Annotated in this window: 19 protein-coding genes; 11 read left to right on the forward strand and 8 right to left on the reverse strand. The window is 68.8% G+C overall.

All coding sequences use genetic code 11. From position 1 onward, the window contains the following. Positions 1-290 (reverse strand): class II aldolase/adducin family protein (locus E3T22_RS07340; RefSeq protein ID WP_174776859.1); only part of this gene is annotated, 290 nt, incomplete at its 3' end. A 240-nt stretch (positions 291-530) separates the two neighbouring features. On the opposite strand from E3T22_RS07340, the gene E3T22_RS07345 reads away from it, so the two are divergent. Next, on the forward strand, positions 531-1,586 hold the full coding sequence (locus tag E3T22_RS07345) for a substrate-binding domain-containing protein (protein WP_341866756.1): 1,056 nt from the start codon (positions 531-533) through the stop codon (positions 1,584-1,586). Between the two features lie 49 nt (positions 1,587-1,635). On the opposite strand, the gene E3T22_RS07350 is transcribed toward E3T22_RS07345, so the two are convergent. Then, positions 1,636-2,391 carry a phosphotransferase gene (locus tag E3T22_RS07350; RefSeq protein ID WP_134480988.1) on the reverse strand — a complete coding sequence of 252 codons (756 nt, stop codon included), beginning with the start codon at positions 2,389-2,391 and terminating at the stop codon, positions 1,636-1,638. An 83-nt stretch (positions 2,392-2,474) separates the two neighbouring features. Between E3T22_RS07350 and E3T22_RS07355 the strand changes: the two genes are divergently transcribed. The 4 genes from E3T22_RS07355 (at position 2,475) to E3T22_RS07370 (ending at position 7,911) form a co-directional block, all read left to right on the forward strand. Then, a complete protein-coding gene (locus E3T22_RS07355) occupies positions 2,475-3,176 on the forward strand; it encodes a hypothetical protein (protein ID WP_134480989.1) in 702 nt (233 codons plus the stop codon). A 124-nt stretch (positions 3,177-3,300) separates the two neighbouring features. Further along, the gene (locus E3T22_RS07360; protein WP_134480990.1) at positions 3,301-5,055 is read left to right on the forward strand and encodes a pyruvate dehydrogenase; all 1,755 of its coding nucleotides are present in this window, start codon (positions 3,301-3,303) and stop codon (positions 5,053-5,055) included. Positions 5,056-5,212: 157 nt separating this feature from the next. Beyond that, a complete protein-coding gene (locus E3T22_RS07365; protein WP_241979986.1) occupies positions 5,213-6,385 on the forward strand; it encodes an AI-2E family transporter in 1,173 nt (390 codons plus the stop codon). A gap of 71 nt (positions 6,386-6,456) precedes the next feature. Next, positions 6,457-7,911 (forward strand): NAD(P)/FAD-dependent oxidoreductase, encoded by a 1,455-nt coding sequence (locus E3T22_RS07370; protein ID WP_134480991.1) that lies wholly within the window; start codon positions 6,457-6,459, stop codon positions 7,909-7,911. Between the two features lie 104 nt (positions 7,912-8,015). Here the strand turns inward: E3T22_RS07370 and E3T22_RS07375 are convergent, their stop codons facing one another. Further along, positions 8,016-8,852 carry an alpha/beta fold hydrolase gene (locus E3T22_RS07375; protein ID WP_088457262.1) on the reverse strand — a complete coding sequence of 279 codons (837 nt, stop codon included), beginning with the start codon at positions 8,850-8,852 and terminating at the stop codon, positions 8,016-8,018. Between the two features lie 92 nt (positions 8,853-8,944). On the opposite strand from E3T22_RS07375, the gene E3T22_RS07380 reads away from it, so the two are divergent. Further along, positions 8,945-9,508 carry a TetR/AcrR family transcriptional regulator gene (locus tag E3T22_RS07380; protein WP_088457261.1) on the forward strand — a complete coding sequence of 188 codons (564 nt, stop codon included), beginning with the start codon at positions 8,945-8,947 and terminating at the stop codon, positions 9,506-9,508. A gap of 96 nt (positions 9,509-9,604) precedes the next feature. Continuing rightward, positions 9,605-9,832: a three-helix bundle dimerization domain-containing protein gene (locus tag E3T22_RS07385; protein ID WP_088457260.1), complete on the forward strand. Its 228-nt coding sequence runs from the start codon at positions 9,605-9,607 to the stop codon at positions 9,830-9,832. A 7-nt stretch (positions 9,833-9,839) separates the two neighbouring features. Here the strand turns inward: E3T22_RS07385 and ppk2 are convergent, their stop codons facing one another. Continuing rightward, positions 9,840-10,697 carry a polyphosphate kinase 2 gene (gene ppk2, locus E3T22_RS07390; RefSeq protein ID WP_241983630.1) on the reverse strand — a complete coding sequence of 286 codons (858 nt, stop codon included), beginning with the start codon at positions 10,695-10,697 and terminating at the stop codon, positions 9,840-9,842. Positions 10,698-10,836: 139 nt separating this feature from the next. Here ppk2 and E3T22_RS07395 point away from each other — a divergent pair, with 139 nt between their 5' ends. The 3 genes from E3T22_RS07395 to E3T22_RS07405 all read left to right on the forward strand — a co-directional run bounded on the left by E3T22_RS07395 (position 10,837) and on the right by E3T22_RS07405 (position 12,529). Further along, entirely contained in the window at positions 10,837-11,226 is a 390-nt protein-coding gene (locus E3T22_RS07395; RefSeq protein ID WP_103478963.1) for a DUF6855 family protein, read from the forward strand. Between the two features lie 74 nt (positions 11,227-11,300). Next, the gene (locus E3T22_RS07400; RefSeq protein WP_103478879.1) at positions 11,301-11,648 is read left to right on the forward strand and encodes a DUF6412 domain-containing protein; all 348 of its coding nucleotides are present in this window, start codon (positions 11,301-11,303) and stop codon (positions 11,646-11,648) included. A 92-nt stretch (positions 11,649-11,740) separates the two neighbouring features. Further along, positions 11,741-12,529: a membrane protein insertase YidC gene (locus E3T22_RS07405; protein WP_134480992.1), complete on the forward strand. Its 789-nt coding sequence runs from the start codon at positions 11,741-11,743 to the stop codon at positions 12,527-12,529. A gap of 246 nt (positions 12,530-12,775) precedes the next feature. Here E3T22_RS07405 and E3T22_RS07410 read toward each other — a convergent pair whose 3' ends face one another. From E3T22_RS07410 to E3T22_RS07425, 4 genes are all read right to left on the reverse strand, one after another. Beyond that, positions 12,776-13,177, reverse strand: coding sequence for an SPW repeat protein (locus tag E3T22_RS07410; RefSeq protein ID WP_088457255.1), 402 nt, complete (start codon positions 13,175-13,177; stop codon positions 12,776-12,778). A gap of 110 nt (positions 13,178-13,287) precedes the next feature. Then, a complete protein-coding gene (locus E3T22_RS07415; RefSeq protein ID WP_134480993.1) occupies positions 13,288-14,115 on the reverse strand; it encodes an endo alpha-1,4 polygalactosaminidase in 828 nt (275 codons plus the stop codon). Positions 14,116-14,155: 40 nt separating this feature from the next. Then, positions 14,156-14,656, reverse strand: coding sequence for a CarD family transcriptional regulator (locus E3T22_RS07420; RefSeq protein WP_066597804.1), 501 nt, complete (start codon positions 14,654-14,656; stop codon positions 14,156-14,158). A 229-nt stretch (positions 14,657-14,885) separates the two neighbouring features. Next, on the reverse strand, positions 14,886-15,557 hold the full coding sequence (locus E3T22_RS07425) for a potassium channel family protein (protein WP_088457253.1): 672 nt from the start codon (positions 15,555-15,557) through the stop codon (positions 14,886-14,888). A gap of 180 nt (positions 15,558-15,737) precedes the next feature. Here E3T22_RS07425 and E3T22_RS07430 point away from each other — a divergent pair, with 180 nt between their 5' ends. After that, positions 15,738-16,826, forward strand: coding sequence for a hypothetical protein (locus E3T22_RS07430; protein ID WP_134480994.1), 1,089 nt, complete (start codon positions 15,738-15,740; stop codon positions 16,824-16,826). Positions 16,827-16,829: the final 3 nt, after the last annotated feature.

A 16,829-nucleotide genomic window follows, 5' to 3' on the forward strand; every position in this document is an offset into this window, starting at 1 on the left:
TACACATACGCATGCGCAGCCGTGTCCGACGACGGCGACCGGTCCGCACCCGGAGTCTCCGGAACGACACTGCCATCCAGATCACAAAGAATCATGTTCTCCGGCGCCAGATCCGCATAATCCACCCCGGACGGCTTGATCACAAACAAGTCCGCGCCCGGCACCCGACCCGACACGTTACCGCCGGTCCACACCACCAAGCCATTGGCCGTCAAATCACCATGCAGCCGAGCGATATCCGCCCGCACACGCGCGATCGCGACCTCGATCTCGGGTTCATAGGAACTCATTTAGCATTCCACCTTCGTTGTGTTGCGCTTTGAGACAACTATCACGCGGTTGTATGTTAGCGCACTATCAGCGCTGAATGTTAGCGCACTATCACGACGGTTTCTGGTTTCCAGCGCGCAGTCGATGCGGCACGCTCCTTGATGAACAAGTGAATTTCGACTGACATCCGTCACTGGGCGAAGCACCAGAGATACCTCGCGATAGTGCGCTCCCGCACCCCATGAGGGTATTCTTGACCGATGTCGACTTCTCCCGTGGGCCCGGTGGGCGAGAGCCAGCGCCCGGCGAACCGCAGTGTGCGCATGATCGACGTGGCCAGGCTCGCCGGAGTGTCCCAACAAACCGTGTCGCGGGTCGTGAACGGCCACAGCAATGTGGGGCCCGAGGTGCGGGAACGGGTCGAACGGGCGATCACCCAGCTGCGGTACAACCGGAATTCGGCTGCACGCGCGTTGGCGACCAATCGTTCGATGAACCTCGGGGTGCTCAGCTATTCCCTGCCGGTGCACGGCTCGACAATGGTGCTCTTCGGCGTCGCAGAGGAGGCGCGCCGCAACGGCTACGCCACCAGCCTCGTGAGCATCTCCGATGTCGATTCGAATGACATCCGGGCGGCCGTGGACACCCTGCTCGGTGACTCCGTGGACGGGATTGTCGTGCTGGCACCGATGTCCGCCGCGGCCCCGGTACTCAACGGGTTGGACCTGGACGTGCCCATCGTCCGCTTCGAACAGGGCGCGCCGGCCAGCTCTCACGCCGTGACCATGGACGACGGGCTCGGGGCGCGACTGGCCACCCGGCATCTGCTCGACCTCGGGCATGACACCGTGTGGCATGTGGCCGGACCGCGGGGCTGGATGGCGTCGGACGCTCGCCGCGCCGGCTGGCTGGCCGAGCTGGCCGTCGCCCACCGCCCGGTGAACCCCGAGTTCTCCACGGCAGACTGGACCGTTGAATCCGGCTACCGTGCCGGACTGTTGATCGCCGAGAACCCGGCCATCACGGCGGTGCTCGCCGCGAATGACTCCATGGCCCTGGGCATCATGAAGGCCCTGACCGAACGTGGCCTGTCGGTGCCTGGCGACGTGAGCGTCGTGGGCTTCGACGACATGAGTGAGGCCAGGTATTTCCAGCCCGGACTCACCACGATCAGGCTCGACTTCGACGAGGTCGGCCGCCTCGCGGTCGACCGTCTGCTGCAGCTGATGGGCGGCGAGGCCGCGGAGACGATTCCCGCGATCGCCCCGGAGCTGATCGTGCGCGACAGCACCACGGCGCCCCGCACCCGGGGCTGACGCCGAGTCCTGCAGGGGCTCGCGGTGTCGACCCCCACGAGCGACGCCATCAGACCGTATCGAGCTCACCCAACGCGGACTGAAGGGTGAGATCGACCCCGTGAGCCAGCATCCTTCGATAGGTCTCGTCGCCGCTGCTGGCCACTGAGCGGATGATGTCCCGTTGCGTCTGCACGCGTCGACGGATGAGCTCGAGCACATCGTCTGTCGTTCCGCCCCACCCGTAGACCCGGAGAATCGACTCCAAACGAGCCCGGCGCTCCCCGAATGCGGTGAATCCTTCGTCAACAACGAGCTGACGCGCGTGGAGCGGCACCCAGGAGAAGACGACCCAGGCGAGGTCTTCGGCGCTCGTGGTCGGGCCGGCCATGTCCCAGTCCACGAAACCCACGAGCCCGTGTGCATTCCAGACCGCGTTGTAGGGCGCCGCATCGTTGTGGCCGATGATCAAGCCGGGTTTCCACGCCCGGCCCTCGCGCCACCGCGACCCTGCGGGCGGGACGAAGTCGGCGACGGCGGAGTGATAGCGCCTGAGCCAGTCGCCCACATCCAGGAGCGCTCCGTCGCTGTGGGTCCAGCGCGGCCACGGGCGGAGGTTGCCGACGGTCGAACCGTCGAGATAGCTGAGCACGTCGCGGCCCTGCGCGTCAGAGCCGAGCGAGCGCGGCGCTCCGACGAAACCGGTGGATGCCAGATGCTGCAGAAGGGCGTTCACGGCCGGTGTCCAGGGGCCGGGAATTCGACGAATCGCGCCGTCGACCAGATGGGCACCGCCGTCAAATCCGCCAGCCAGTTTTCCGTTCACGCGGTAAGCCTCCCACGACGATGCCCCTGCTTTGAATTGCTTTTGTCCCGACGCGCTGCGATGTTTGCCACAGGGGGATACACATGAGACTTCGTGAACTGGTGGGTCGAGGGGCCGCGTTGCCGCTCGTCGGCGCACTCGCCGTCGGCGTTCTGCTGGCCGGCTGCTCGGGGAATGCCGACGACGACCAGTTGCCCGCGATACCGTTCGACACCGTCGCCATGCCGGTCGACAGGGCGTCAACGGCCACGCCCGGACAGCACCTCGGGGTCGGCGAGATCGCCCTGCTTCCGCAGTCCAACTACAAGGGTGTGCCGGGGGACGCGATCGAAACAACCGTGTTGGGTGTCGTCGAGGGAGAACCCTCCTATTGGGACGTTTTCGACAACGGTGCGGGGTTCGCGGGGGAAACCCCGTTCTTCGCCGTGATTCAGTACCGCTGGGTCACCGGCAGCGTGACCGCCTACGCGACCCCGCTCCTGCGTCCGGTGCTCGACGACGGCACCGAAGGCGGCATCGTGGAGCGCGAATACATGGGCTCCTTGACGGCGAACACGATCTGCCCGTTCGAGCTCGAGCGGTTCGACCTCGACGAGGACCGGGGACCGGACGAGTACCTCGCCTGTGTGCTGTACACGGCACCCAAAGGTTCCACGGTGGTCGGGTTGGGCTGGCACAACCTGGGTGGCATGGCTTTCTCGGCGCCTGATCCCGCCGTCAATCCGTTCTACCCCGCACCCGTGGTCTGGGACGTCACGCCGGTCGCGGTATCCGCGGGCGATTAGACCGACCTCGGTACGGTGACGCCCCTGGAGTTTCTCCGTGAGCCAAGTCCAGCGCCGCTGAGAGTTCGCTGACTGTGCCCTCGAGGGATATCGCCGTGCCGGGCGCGCGGGGTTTACTGGACCGATGGCTCAGACCGTCGCAGACCAGATCATCGCCCAACTCGTGGACGCCGGGGTGCGCCGCATCTACGGCATCGTCGGGGACAGCCTCAACCCCGTCGTCGACGCCGTGCGTCGAACCGGCGGAGCCGCCAAGGGCGGCATCGACTGGGTGCACGTGCGCAATGAGGAGGCCGCGGCCTTCGCGGCCGGCGCCGAGGCCCAGCTCACCGGGCGCCTCGCCGTGTGCGCCGGCAGCTGCGGTCCGGGAAACCTGCACCTGATCAACGGACTCTACGACGCACACCGCAGCGGAGCGCCGGTGCTGGCCATCGCCAGCCACATCCCGACTGGTCAGATCGGAAGCGGCTTCTTCCAGGAAACCCACCCGGACCGGCTCTTCACCGAGTGCTCGCACTACCGGGAACTGGTCTCCTCCGCCGAGCAGTCGCCCAAGGTGGTCAACGCGGCCATGCGGCACGCGGTCGCCCTGAGCGGGGTATCGGTGGTCACCCTGCCCGGTGACGTCGCCGAACTCGATGCCGAGGGCGCCGTGCCCCGTTTCGTGTTGCCGGGGCGACCGACCGTGGTGCCCGCAGCGGATGACGTGCGTGCCCTGGCCGACGCGATCAACCGGGCCAAGACCGTCGCGATCTTCGCCGGGGCCGGCGTCGCCGGTGCCCACGACGCGGTGATCGCCTTCGCCGACCTCGTCGCCGCGCCCATCGGGCACAGCCTGCGGGGCAAGGAATGGATCCAGTACGACAACCCGTTCGACGTGGGCATGACCGGTCTGCTCGGCTACGGGGCCGCGCACGCCGGCATCCACGACGCCGACCTGGTGCTGCTTCTGGGCACCGACTTCCCCTATGAGCAGTTCCTGCCCGACGGCGACAAGGTGGTCATCGCCCAGGTCGACACCGACCCGTCCCACTTGGGCCGTCGGGTCAGCGTCACCCATCCGGTACACGGCGACGTGGCGGCCACGCTCGCGGCCCTCACCGACCTGGTGACGAAGAAGACCGACCGGGCTTTCCTCGAACGCACCCTCACGAAGCACGAGAAACTGCTCAGCTCGGTCGTCGGCACCTACACGGATGTCGACCACGGCCGCCCGATCCACCCGGAGTTCGCGGCCGCCATGCTCGATGAGCTCGTCGCCGACGACGCCATCGTCACCGCCGACACCGGCATGGGCAACGTCTGGCAGGCCCGGTACCTCACCCCCAATGGGCGTCGCCGGCTGATCGGCTCGTACCTGCACGGGTCGATGGCCAACGCGGTGCCGCAGGCGATCGGCGCCCAGAGCGCCTACCCCGACCGACAAGTGGTCACCATCAGCGGCGACGGTGGACTGGCGATGTTGCTCGGCGAGCTCATCACCATCGCCGCGCAGCAGCTTCCGGTGAAGGTCGTGGTGTTCAACAACTCCACTCTGGGCCTGGTGAAACTGGAGATGTTCGTCGACGGGTACCCCGACTTCGGTGTCGACGTGCCCGCCGTCGACTACGCTGCCGTGGCCACCGCGCTCGGCTTCCATGCCGTGCGGGTGGAAGACCCCGCGGTGCTGCGGTCCGCGCTCACGGCCGCCTTCGCCCATGAGGGGCCCGCCCTGGTCGACATCGTCACCGACCCGCTGGCGCTGTCCCTGCCGCCGAACGTGACCGCCAAGCAGGTGAAGGGCTTCGCGCTGGCCCTGTCGAAGACCGTGCTCAACGGTGGGGTGGGTGAGGCGGTGCAGATGGCGCGGTCCAATATCCGGCACCTACCCGGGCTCTGACGCCCGCCTGACCCCGCGGGCTCACCCGAAACGGGTGACGCCGCGGCGGGCTGCGGGGGAGGACACTGTGCCTGACGCGAACCGATGCGGAAGGGACCCCATGTGGCGACGCCGATCAAGGAAACAACCCCAGAGGGACGAGGCGCACCCCCGAGGCGTGGCCAGCGACGAGCCGGTGATCGTCGGTCCGCCGGTCTCGTCGCACCGCAGCACCTCGATCCTCGTCGGTCTGGGCGGTGCCACGGTGGCGGTCTTCGGCCTGGCCGCCATTGCCGGCATCGCGGCGCCGATCCTCCTGGCGCTGGTGCTCACCATCTGCGCGCACCCGGTGCGCCGGGGCCTGGAACGGCGCGGCGTGCCGCGGGGTCTGGCCACGGGATCCGTTGTCGCGACGGTGTTCATCGTGCTGGCGGCCTTCGTGGCGGCGCTGGGCCTGGCCCTGGGCCAATTCGCCACCCTGCTGCCCCAGTTCTCCAGCCAGATCAGCGACATCGCCACCACCATCACCGACTGGCTCGCGAGCCTCGGATTCGGCTCGGCGCAGGTGCAGGCCGTCGAGGACAGCCTTGACCCGAGCAATCTGGCTTCGGTCGTCTCCGGACTCTTCGGCAGCATCACCAACATCACGGTCGCCCTCGTGATCGTGTTGACCATGCTGATCCTGATGGCGGCGGACGCCGGCTACCTGCCCACCCTGCTCACTCAACTGCGGCCGACCCGACCCACACTGGTGGAGGCCCTGACGAACTTCGCCTCCAGCGTGCGCCGCTACATGGTGGCCACCACCCTCCTCGGCATCGTCCAAGGTGTCTTGAACGCCGTGGCGCTCGTGCTGCTCGGGGTGCCGGGCGCGTTCCTCTGGGGGCTGCTGTCATTCCTGTGCAGCTTCATCCCCAATGTGGGCTACTTCATCGCCATCATCCCGCCCACGGTGTTCGCGTTCCTCACCGGCGGCTGGGAGCTCGCGCTGCCCGTGATCGTGATCTACGCGATCGTCAACGGGGTGGTGCAGTCGATCGTGCAGCCCCGGGTGGTCGGCAACGCCGTCGCCCTCAGCCAATCCCTCACCTTCGCCTCGGTGCTGTTCTGGGCGATCGTGCTCGGTGCCATCGGCGCGATCCTGGCGATTCCGCTCACCCTGCTGATCCGAACGATCCTGGTGGATGCCGACCCCGCGGCCGCCTGGTGGCGCCCCCTGATCGGCGACCTCGATGAAACCCGCACCCTGATGAAGGTCGAGGATGCCCGCCAGCGCGCCCTGCGCAAGGCCGGCCGGGCGGCCAAGTCCAGCCAGGGCAAGCCGACCAAGGGTGTGCCAGGCCCCGCCTAGCTGCCGGTCAGGGGCTTTTCTCAGGACCCGCTGGCAGAGTCGGTGCTCCGTTCTGTTGCCAGGAGGTTCCCATGCCCGCTGATCCCACTGTCTCCTCCCCGGCCGGCCCCGCCGCGGCCACCGCACCCCGCCCGCACTACGACGTGCTGGTGATCGGCGCCGGCCCCGCCGGCACGGCCGCTGCCCTCCGCGCGGCCGAGCTGGGGGCCGGGGTCGTGGTCGTCGAGGCCGATCGCACCGGGGGCACCTGTGTGAACACCGGCTGCGTGCCCACCCGGGCGCTCGCGAAGGCGGCCAGGCTGATGCGCGAGGTGCGCACCGCCGAGACCTACGGCATCGAGGCCGTCATCCAGCGATTCGACTGGCGGACCACGGCCGCCAGAGTCACCGAATCCGTCGACAGAGTACGGTCGATCAAACGCGAGGCCGAGCGGTTCAGCGCCGCCGGCATCGACCTCGTCCTCGAGGGACGGGCCCGGTTCGTCGACCCGCACACCGTGGAGCTCGACAGCGGCCGCCGCATCAGCGCCGATAACATCCTGATCTGCGTGGGCGGTCACTCACGCCGGCTGCCGATCCCCGGCGCCGACCTGGCGACGGTGCCCGAACACGTACTCACCCTGCCCGCCCTGCCCGAACGCCTCGCGGTGATCGGCGGCGGCAACACCGGCGCCCAGCTGGTGACCATTTTCAGTTCGTTCGGCTCGAGGGTGACGCTGCTCGATGTGGCACCGCGGATCCTGATGGCCTCCGACGCCGCCGTCTCCGCCGGGGTGACCACGGCGTTCCGCGAGCAGGGCACTCGGGTGGAGACCGGCATCGAGACCGTCGAGTCGCTGGTGAAGCAGCCGGATGGCTCGATCCTCCTGACCTGGCGTGCGGCCGGTGAACCGGTGTCAGGGCAGTTCGATGCCGTGATCATGGCGACCGGCTGGCCGGCGGATGTCGACGACCTGGGCCTCGCGAACGCGGGCGTGGCCACGGAGCGGTCCGCGATTCCCGTCGACCAGTACTTCCGCAGCGAGGTGTCGCACATCTTCGCCGTCGGCGACGCGAACGGCCGCGACATGCTCGTGCAGGCCGCCCAGTTCGAGGGTGAGGCCGCGGCCGAGAACGCGGTGCTGGGCACCAACCGTCGCACCCCGCACCACCTGCTGCCCGCGGGCGGGTTCACCGATCCCGACTATGCCGGGGTGGGGCTCACCGAGGAGCAGGCACGTGCCCGTGACCCGCTCTGCGTGGTGGCCACGGTGCCGTATGCGAGCCTGGACCGAGCGGTGATCGACGACAGGGAACGCGGGTTCCTGATGCTGATCTCCGACCGGCGCCGGGAGCTGATCCTCGGTGCACACGCCGTGGGCGAGAACGCCATCGAGGTGGTGCAGTCGGTGACCACGGCCATCGCCGCCGGCGTGGATGTGGCGACCCTCGCCCACGTGCGGTTCGCCTACCCCACCTACAGCGCCATCATCGGCCTCGCCGCCCGCACCCTCCTGGCTGAGGCTCCGCCCGCCCAGCGCCCCTGAGGCATGCCCCTAGGCCCAACCGTTGCCCATGCGGACAGGTGCGCCCGGTACGCCGGGCACAGTTGTCCGCACGGGCAACAGTTGCGGTGGTCGAGGGGTGCCGCCTACTTGGCCAGGAAGGCCAGCAGAACCTCGTTGATCTCGGCCGCGTGGGTCCACAGCATCCCGTGCGGGGCGCCGTCGATCTCGACGTACTCGGCCGCCGGCAGGGCCTTCGCGAAGAGTCGGCCGGTGGAGTCGATCGGCAGGATGTTGTCGCTCGTGCCGTGCACGATCAGAGAGGGAACCGTGATCTTCGCCACGTCGGCGCGGAAGTCGGTGATCCAGGTCAGCGGGGCCGCGGCCGCCGCGAACGATCCGGAGCCGGCGGCCACATTCCAGCTGTTCTGCAGGGCCTCGACGCTCAGCCGGCTGCCGAGGTTCTCGGCCGTGTTGTAGAAGTTCGTGTAGAACTCGGTGAAGTAGGCGTAGCGGTCGGCCTTGACGGCGTCGACGATGCCCTCGAAGAACTCCAGCGGCGCGGCGCCGCCCGGGTTCTCGTCGGTCTTGAGCAGGAACGGCTCGAGGGAGGCGAGGAAGACGGCCTTCGCCACCCGGTCGGACCCGTAGCTGCCCAGGTACCGACCGACCTCTCCGGTGCCCATCGAGAAGCCGACCAGGACGACGTCCCGCAGGTCGAGGGTCTCGAGTACGACGTTGAGGTCGGCGGCGAAGGTGTCGTAGTCGAACCCGACCGTGGGCTGGCTGGACTGGCCGAAGCCGCGGCGGTCGTAGGTGATCACGCGGTAGCCCGCGTCGAGGAGGGCCGCAGACTGCTTCTCCCAGGAGTGCCCGTCGAGCGGGAAGCCGTGGATCAGCACCACCGGCTGGCCGGTTCCGTGATCTTCGTAGTAGAGGTCGATGTTGGTGCTGTTCTCTGTGCCAACCGTGATGAACGACATGTCATGGTCCCCTTCGTCTGCCAGAGAACGTGCGTTCTCCGATCTGTTTGCTAGCCTAGAGAACGAACGTTCTCAATGCAAGTGAGGTTTGTGTGAACACTGTAAGTAGCCCGCGTGAAGTCGCGACCGCCGCCGCCGACCGGTTGTACTACAGCCGGGGCATCCAGGCCGTATCGATGGACGAACTGCGCGCCGAGACCGGGCTGTCACTGAAGAAGCTCTATGCCCTCTTCCCGTCGAAGGAGGCGATCGTGCTCGCCGTGCTGCACAGCAGGCACGAGCAGTGGTCCGCCGGCCTGGAACGCGCTGCCGCGACCGCGACGACCCCGCGCGAGCGGGTGCTGTCGATTTACGACTATCTGCTCGAGTGCTTCGTCAGCGACGACTACCGGGGCTGCGGATTCGTGAACGCCTTCGGTGAACTCGGTGCGACGGTGCCGGCCGTGGCCGAGGCCGCCCGGGCCCAGAAGGTCGGTTTCCAGGGCTACGTCGGGAAGCTGGTCGCGGCGGCCGGCGCCCCGGCCGAGCTGGCACCCATGCTGGTGTTGCTGGCCGAGGGCGCTCAGACCACCGCGGCCATCTGTGGCACCCCGGATGCCGCCAGATCGGCCCGCGCCGCCGCCGAGGCCCTGCTCGACGGGCCCCGCGCGGCCTGACCATCGTCGCGACGCGGGCGCGCACGTCCGTGCAGGGTGGGGCGTTCAGTATCTCCGAAGTTGACCCGGGTGCGGGCGTCGGCGCAAACTGATCCCGTGGACACTCAAGAACGTCAGCAGCACGAAGACCAGGCCGTCTCCCAAGTCATCGACAGGCTGGCCGAGAAGTTTCCCGATCGGCCGCGGTCGGTCATCGAAGGCGTCGTCACCGAGGAACGCCACCTGCTCGACGGCAAGCCGATCCGCGACTACGTCCCGGTGCTGATCGAGCACGGGGCCAAGGCACGCTTGCGCGAACCCGCCCGACCCCGCACCATCGGCTGACCCCGGGTCAGCTCTTCTTCTTTTTCTTGGCCTTGGCCACCGCGGCCAGCTCGGTGATGCGCGCCGCGTGATCGGGCACCGGGCGCGTGAGCTCGCGCGGTGGCCGCTCGTAGTCCGACGACGGCGGCCGGTGCGGGATGTGCACGGGCGGCGGCTCCATCTGCTCGTAGGGCACCATCGACAGGAAATGGCTGATCATGTTCAGGCGGGCGGCGCGCTTGTCTTCGCTTTCGACCACCCACCAGGGCGCCTCGGCGATGTCGGTGTGCACGAACATCTCGTCCTTGGCCTTCGAATAGTCCACCCACTTGGTGATCGAGAGCACATCGGTGTCCGAGAGCTTCCAGCGCCGCATCGGGTCGTTCAGCCGTGACCGGAAGCGCAGTTCCTGCTCCCGGTCGGACACCGAGAACCAGTACTTGAGCAGGATGATGCCGTCTTCGACGAGCATCCGTTCGAACAGGGGAGCCTGGTGCAGGAACCGGCGGTATTCGTCTGGCGTGCAGTAGCCCATCACCTTCTCGACGCCCGCACGGTTGTACCAGGACCGGTCCATCAGTACGATCTCGCCCGCGGTGGGCAGATGCTCGATGTAGCGCTGGAAATACCACTGGCCGCGCTGGCGGTCGGTGGGCACCGGCAGCGCCACGATGCGCGCAATGCGCGGATTGAGGTACTCGGTGACCCGCTTGATGGCCGACCCCTTGCCGGCGGCATCACGACCCTCGAAGATCACCACGATCCGGGCGCCGGACTCGCGGACCCACTCCTGCATGGTCACGAGGTCGGACTGCAGCCGACGCAGCTCGCCCTCGTAGAGCTTCTTGTCCATGCGGGGTGTGGCGGATGCATCCTTCTTCGCCATGCGCGGGTCCTCCCTGATTCACGTGCGCTCAGCGTACTCGGTGGCGTGACGGCGCCGTGGCGTTTCGCGGCGCCCGGCCTAGGCTGGGGCCGAAGGGAGCCGGTGGGTTCCCCGCATTCGCTGACGAATGGAGACCCTGATGACCGACGGAACGCCTGCCGAGCCCTGGCAGCTCACGACAGCCCCCGGTACCTCGACGTACTCGATGTACCGCGAGGGCGACGACCTCGTCTGCCAGGTGGGCGCCACGACCCTGAAGTATCAGGCCAGGGCCATCGACGACCTGCACGCCTGGCTGGTCGAGCAGGGCGACTGGGTGCCGCTCGGCGCCAGCGACGAACAGAAGACCGCCCCGGAGGGCAGCGTCGAAGCGTGGGGCCGGTCCCCGGACAATCCGGTCGGCGGCTGGTACGGCCTGCGCAAGGGCTACCGCGGTCGCTTCGGCATGTACCTGCCCCCGCTGCTCGAGCACCTGGGCCTGGCCGAGCTCACCCACGAGAAGCGCAACAATTCGATGCGGGCGCTCTGAGTCCGGCCGCGCTGAGCGCAGGCGCGCTGCATCCGGCTAGGCTGGCCGGGTCGACCGCAAGAAAGGGGCCCCGGATGCGCGCACGCACGTTGATGCCGCCGGCGTCGCCGACCGCCCGCTTGTCGGTGCTGCTCGGCCTGAGCCTGGGCTCCGGGTTCGGCCTCGGTGCGCTCTCCCTCGGCGGCCGCGGCTTCGGCGAGCTGCTCGCCCTCGCGGCGCTGTTCACCCTGGCCGCCTCGGCCGTGGCCGTCACCGGCGCGGCCCAGCAGGTGCTCGCGATGCTGGTCATGGTGCTCACCGGCGCCCCCACCCCCGTCGCCCGGCCCTACCCCGAGCTGGCCTCCCAGGTCGGCCAAAGCGTTCCGGATGCGCCAGGCAAGCCTCAGCCGCGCGCCCCGGGCCGCGCCCTCCCGGTCGCCTAGGGAGCTCTCTCGCGCCGCACCCGCCGGGTGCCCCGCCGCCCTGTCGCGACCATACGGTTCCTCGTTTTCCGTATTCCGACCGGGAGTTTTCCATGGACATCTATGCCTTCGGCCCCATCGCGGCCGTGCTCGACGCGGCCTACGCCGTTCTGCACAACCTCACCCTGTTCCTCACACCGTTCGCCACCGCGAACGCGGCGGCCCTCGCCGTCATCGTGCTCACCCTCGCCCTGCGCCTGCTGCTCATCCCGGTGGGGGTGTCCCAAGCGCGCGCGCAGCAGCTGCGCCAACGCCTCGCCCCGCGGCTGACCGAGCTGCGGCGGCTGCACGGCACCAACCCGGAGCGGCTGCAACGCGAGACGGCCGCCCTCTACGCCGCCGAGAACGCCTCGCCGCTGGCCGGGTGCCTGCCCCTGCTGGTGCAGGCGCCGATCCTCTCGATCGTCTACGGCCTGTTTGTGTTGGGCACCATCAACGGGCACGACAACGCCCTTCTCGCCGGTGGCCTGTTCGGCAGTCCGCTGGGCACCAGCATCCTCACCGGTTGGGGTGCCGGACCCACCCCCACGGTGCTTCTGGTCGGCGGCGTGCTGCTCGGCGTGCTGCTGGTGGCCCAGCTGCTCAGCCGACGGCTGATGCTGGCCCAGGGAGCCGTATCCGCCGCCGCGCCCGCCCCTGGCGCGGCGTCGCCGGCCGCCCCGGGTGCGCTCTCGCCCGCCGCCCAGGCGACCATGACCGGTGTGCTCAGCTGGCTGCCGCTGATCAGCGTGGTCTTCGCGGCCTTCGTGCCGCTGGCCGCGGCGATCTACCTCACGGTGAGCGCGCTCTGGGGCGTAACCGAGCGAGCGCTGCTGTGGCGGATGCTGCGTCCGGCGCGCTAGTCCGCCGGACTAGCCCGCCGCGGTAGGGACAGTGGCGCGCCGCCGACTTGCCGCAAAACGCCCCATGCGCGCGCCCGAGGGGGCACTTTCCGGCAAGTCGAGCGCGGGTTATTCATCCACATGCCGCAAGATCCCGCTAGGGACGGTCGGAGGGGCATCTTGCGGCAACTCGGCATGTCCGGGCGCGAAAAAGCGGCAGGCGCTCCCAGTGCCGGGGGCGCCTGCCGCAGTCGAGGGCCGTGCGGGTCAGGCGACGCTGTTGGCGTGCGCCCTGGTGCCGGAGACGCTGACGCCGGGCTGGCTCTTCGAGCAGAGCACGACGAGGATCACGGCGACGCCGACCACGATGTGCGGCAGCCAGGCGTTCGGCGCCTCGTCAGCGAAGCCGAACAGGAACGGCGACGCGATCAGGACGATCGATGCCAGCACGTCGAAGACGAGGTGGATCGGCATGCCGATGACCTTGATCAGGCCCAGTTCGTAGCGGGTGAACAGGCTGTAGAGGATCAGGCCGACGCCGAGGACGCGGGGGACGATGACCGCGGCGCCGCCGACCTCTTCGAACATGAAGATGGTGGGGGCGAGGATCAGGGCGATCGCAACGACGTAGTCGAGGACCGCGTGGACCTTGGTGGGAATGAATCGCATGGGGGAGCTCCTGAAGTGTGAACCGCAAGGCCCGTTGCCTCACGACACTGATTCGCCGCCGTCGGCCGGATGGTTTGGTCGCCCCACCGAACCCGGTCGGCGGAGCCGCCTCAGCAGCGTTCGTATACGTACCCCGGTGCACCGGTCACGACGAGATCGCGGTCGCGCAGGATCATCGACCGCGGCCGGTCAGGCACCGCGCAGACTGCGGCGAAGTCAACGCGCAGGTCGTCGGTGTATTCGATGGCCAGCACCCGATCGCCGTAGGCCGCCCGGTAGAGCCCGCACTCCTGCCATCGGTCGCATTCCTCGGCGACGGCGAAGTCGAACAGCTCGGCGAGGGGCTCCGCCAGGTCGGCGGCGTTCTTCTGGCCGATCGCCAGGCCCTCGTCGTGCGCGGCGGCGACCAGGATGCGCGCGAACGCGACATTGTCCTCGGCGGTGAGCAGACCGGCCGACCGGGTGTACGAGTCGAGGTTGTCGATCTCCACGGCGTCGAAGCCGGACGTCGCACAGTTCGTCAGTAGGGGGAGCAGCAGCGCGGCGAGTGCGGTGCGCTTCCCGGCGCTGCCGGTGTCGAACAGAAGCTCGTCCGGCCAATTCTCGTCGCGCACCGGCCCGCCGCCGGCTGTAAGGATCAGCTCGGGCGAATCCTCGAGTATCCGCTGGGACTCTGCCGGCTGGGTCTGGAAACCGTTCAGGTAACACACCGAGTAGAGGCCGGCCGCGGGCTCATCGGTGCTGTCACGCACGACGATGTCCACTCCGGCTGGTGGGTCGTAGGCGCCGCCGAGCTGATAGTCGAGGCCACCGCCCACCGGCGGCGGCACCGTGCCGGATGCGGGCGACGGGCCGGACGCGCAGCCGGACAGCGCCAGGCCCACCAGCACCCCGACAACACAAACGCGCCGCCGGGCGGCAGCAGACAGGCTGCGCATCCGGCGACGCGTCAAGGTGATGAACTACAGAGGTGGTGAACTAGGCGACTTCGGCGACGCTGGCGTTCAGCACGTCGTCAAGGGTGACGAAGGCCTCTTCTTCGGTGGACTTCTGCGCGAGCGCGAGCTCGGAGACGAGAACCTGGCGAGCCTTGATGAGCATCCGCTTCTCGCCGGCGGAAACGCCGGAGATGCGGTCGCGGCGCCACAGGTCGCGAACGACCTCGCTGACGCGATAGACGCTGCCGCTGCCCATCTTCTCGGTGTTGGCCTTGTAGCGACGCGACCAGTTGCTGGGCTCTTCTTCGACATCGCTGCGGAGCACGTCGAAGACGGCCTCGACACCGGCGGCGTCGATGACGTCGCGCACGCCGACGAGCTCGGCGTTGTCGATGGGCAGGTTGATTGCCAGATCACTCTGGTGGACGGTGAGCGTGATGTAACGCTTCTCGACACCCTTGATCGTGCGGGTCTCGACCGCGGTGATGGTTGCCGCGCCGTGGTGGGGATAGACGACGGTCTCGCCGACTTCGAAAATCATCTGATGCAGCCTCATAATTCGTTGAGCGTGGTTGACGTATCACCCGGACGGCGGCGCGGGGCGCCGGCCGTGCTCCGCCGCGGTGCTGCCACAGCCGATTCGACGCACCCAGGGCAACTCACTGGATACAACGCGCGACTGAAAATGGCACAGCGGTTCGTTAAGGGTATTCGGAGAGTGTATCATTCCCGCCTCGCTGGCCCTATTCGTGTCCGCGGCCGGTTTTCGGCTACTTGTGGCGGTCCTCGAGCTCGGACACCCGCTGCACGATCCAGGACGAGAGGGTGGCCGTGAGGACACCCAGCACGGCCACGCCGCCGAGCATCAGCGCGGTGGCGATGGTGCGCCCGCGCAGGGTGACCGGAGTGAAATCGCCGTAGCCGACGGTGGTGATGGTCACGGCGGCCCACCAGAAGGAGTCACCGAACGAGGTGATGTTGGCGTCCGGGGTCGCCCGTTCGGCCTCGAGTACGGCGAGGGCGGCGATGTAGGTGACCAGGGTCGCGGCGCCGGCGAGGTAGACCAGCACCCTGGCGCGAAAGGCCGTGCCCGCAGACTGCTGGAAGACGTTGCTGTGCGCGACGACCCGCAGCAGCCGCAGTGGCCGCAGCAGCGGCAGCAACACGAAGAGCAGGTTGACCGGATGGTGCAGCACCCACTGCCAGGGGTGGTCGGCGAGGGCGATCTCCACGAGGTAGCTCACCGGGAACAGCGCCCAGCTGACCAGGATCAGCAGCCGCAGGAGGTCGGCGGTGGCGACATCCACATCGCCGATCACCGTGATCGAATAGGCGACCAGGAAGAGGATGGCTGCGATCGTGAGCGGCCAGTCCACCGCCTGTTGCCAGCGTGTCTGGCGCTGCCCGCCCCACGGGTTGGTACGGATGCCGGTCGCCATCATACGGGCATCCTGCCACCGGCCGGGGACCCGGCCAATGGCGGCGGGGCCGCGCCGACGGTTCTACGTCGCCCGCGCGGCGATGAGGGCGCGGGCGAGCCGCTCGACCAGCGCGTAGGGCACCGGGCGTTTCAGCGGAAACAGCACCGTGTCCTTCTCGCGCTGACCGGGCAAGGCCGGCGGATGCCCGGGGCCGGATCGGCCGGATGGTGGCAGGATGTGCGCATCAATGACGGGAGTCTCGTGGCACAGGCGCGGCGTGACGATGACCCGTACGAGCGCGCCCTGACCGATCCGGACTTTCTGCGCGCCGTGACCGCGGCCCACCGGGGCCACTGGCCGGTGCTCGACGCGCTCTGGTGGTGCAGGCATCCTGCCGAGGCGGCCCCGAGCGGCAGCCCCTCACCCGTCGCCCGGCTGAGCAGCCTGCAACGCCGGTTGTTCGCGGCGGATGGCGACGCGGCCGGCGACGGTGCCGTGGCCGATGCCGTGCGTGAGCTGGAAGCGGAGATCGGGGAAGAACGGGCGAACATCGGCGCGGCGCTCGCTGCAGCGCACGCGGGTCGCGAGCCGCCGGACACCGAGTCGCCGGCCATCGAGCGGCCGGGCACCGAGTCGTCCGGCACCGAGCAGCCGGCCACCGAGTTGCCGGCCACCGGGACGCCGTTCGCTCCTCACGTCGTCGTCGGCAGCAGTATCGTCGGCAGCACGCCCCGGTGGGTGCCTCCGCGCCGCCGCCTGCTGCTGGGCGCCGGCCTGGTCGGAGCGTTGCTGCTCGGAGCCCTCGTGGGCAGCCAGGTGACCAGCGCCAGTCGGTCCGGCGCCCCGGAACCCACCCCCACCGCAACCAGCACCCGCACCCCGACCGTGCCGGTGCTGGCGGCCCAGGTCTTCGCCCGGGTCCAGACCGGCCAAGACATCCCGCGGGTGCCGCTGCCGGGGGCCTACGACCCCGCCTCGTTCAGATATCTCGGCTCGTCGGGGTGGCGGGACGTCGATGCCAACGGCGTGACGGATTCGCCCTACTACGCCGCGCGCGGTGCGTCGAACACGATCTGCCTCGTGGCGATGCCCGAGGGCGCCGGCTATCTCACCACCTGTACCCTCGAGGCGGACTTTCCCCGGGGCGGCCTCCGCCTGTCCTGGCAGAGCAGCGACGTTCTTCCGGTGGAAGAGAACGGCCGGACAGCGATGGTGATGGACATCACGGTGACTTGGATGCGGGACTCGACGATCGAGACGCGGGGCACCGGCCGGGCGCTGGTCCCCTGAAGC

Origin of the sequence: Cryobacterium sp. TMB3-10 (genome assembly GCF_004402305.1) — a bacterium.
GTDB lineage: Bacteria > Actinomycetota > Actinomycetes > Actinomycetales > Microbacteriaceae > Cryobacterium > Cryobacterium zongtaii.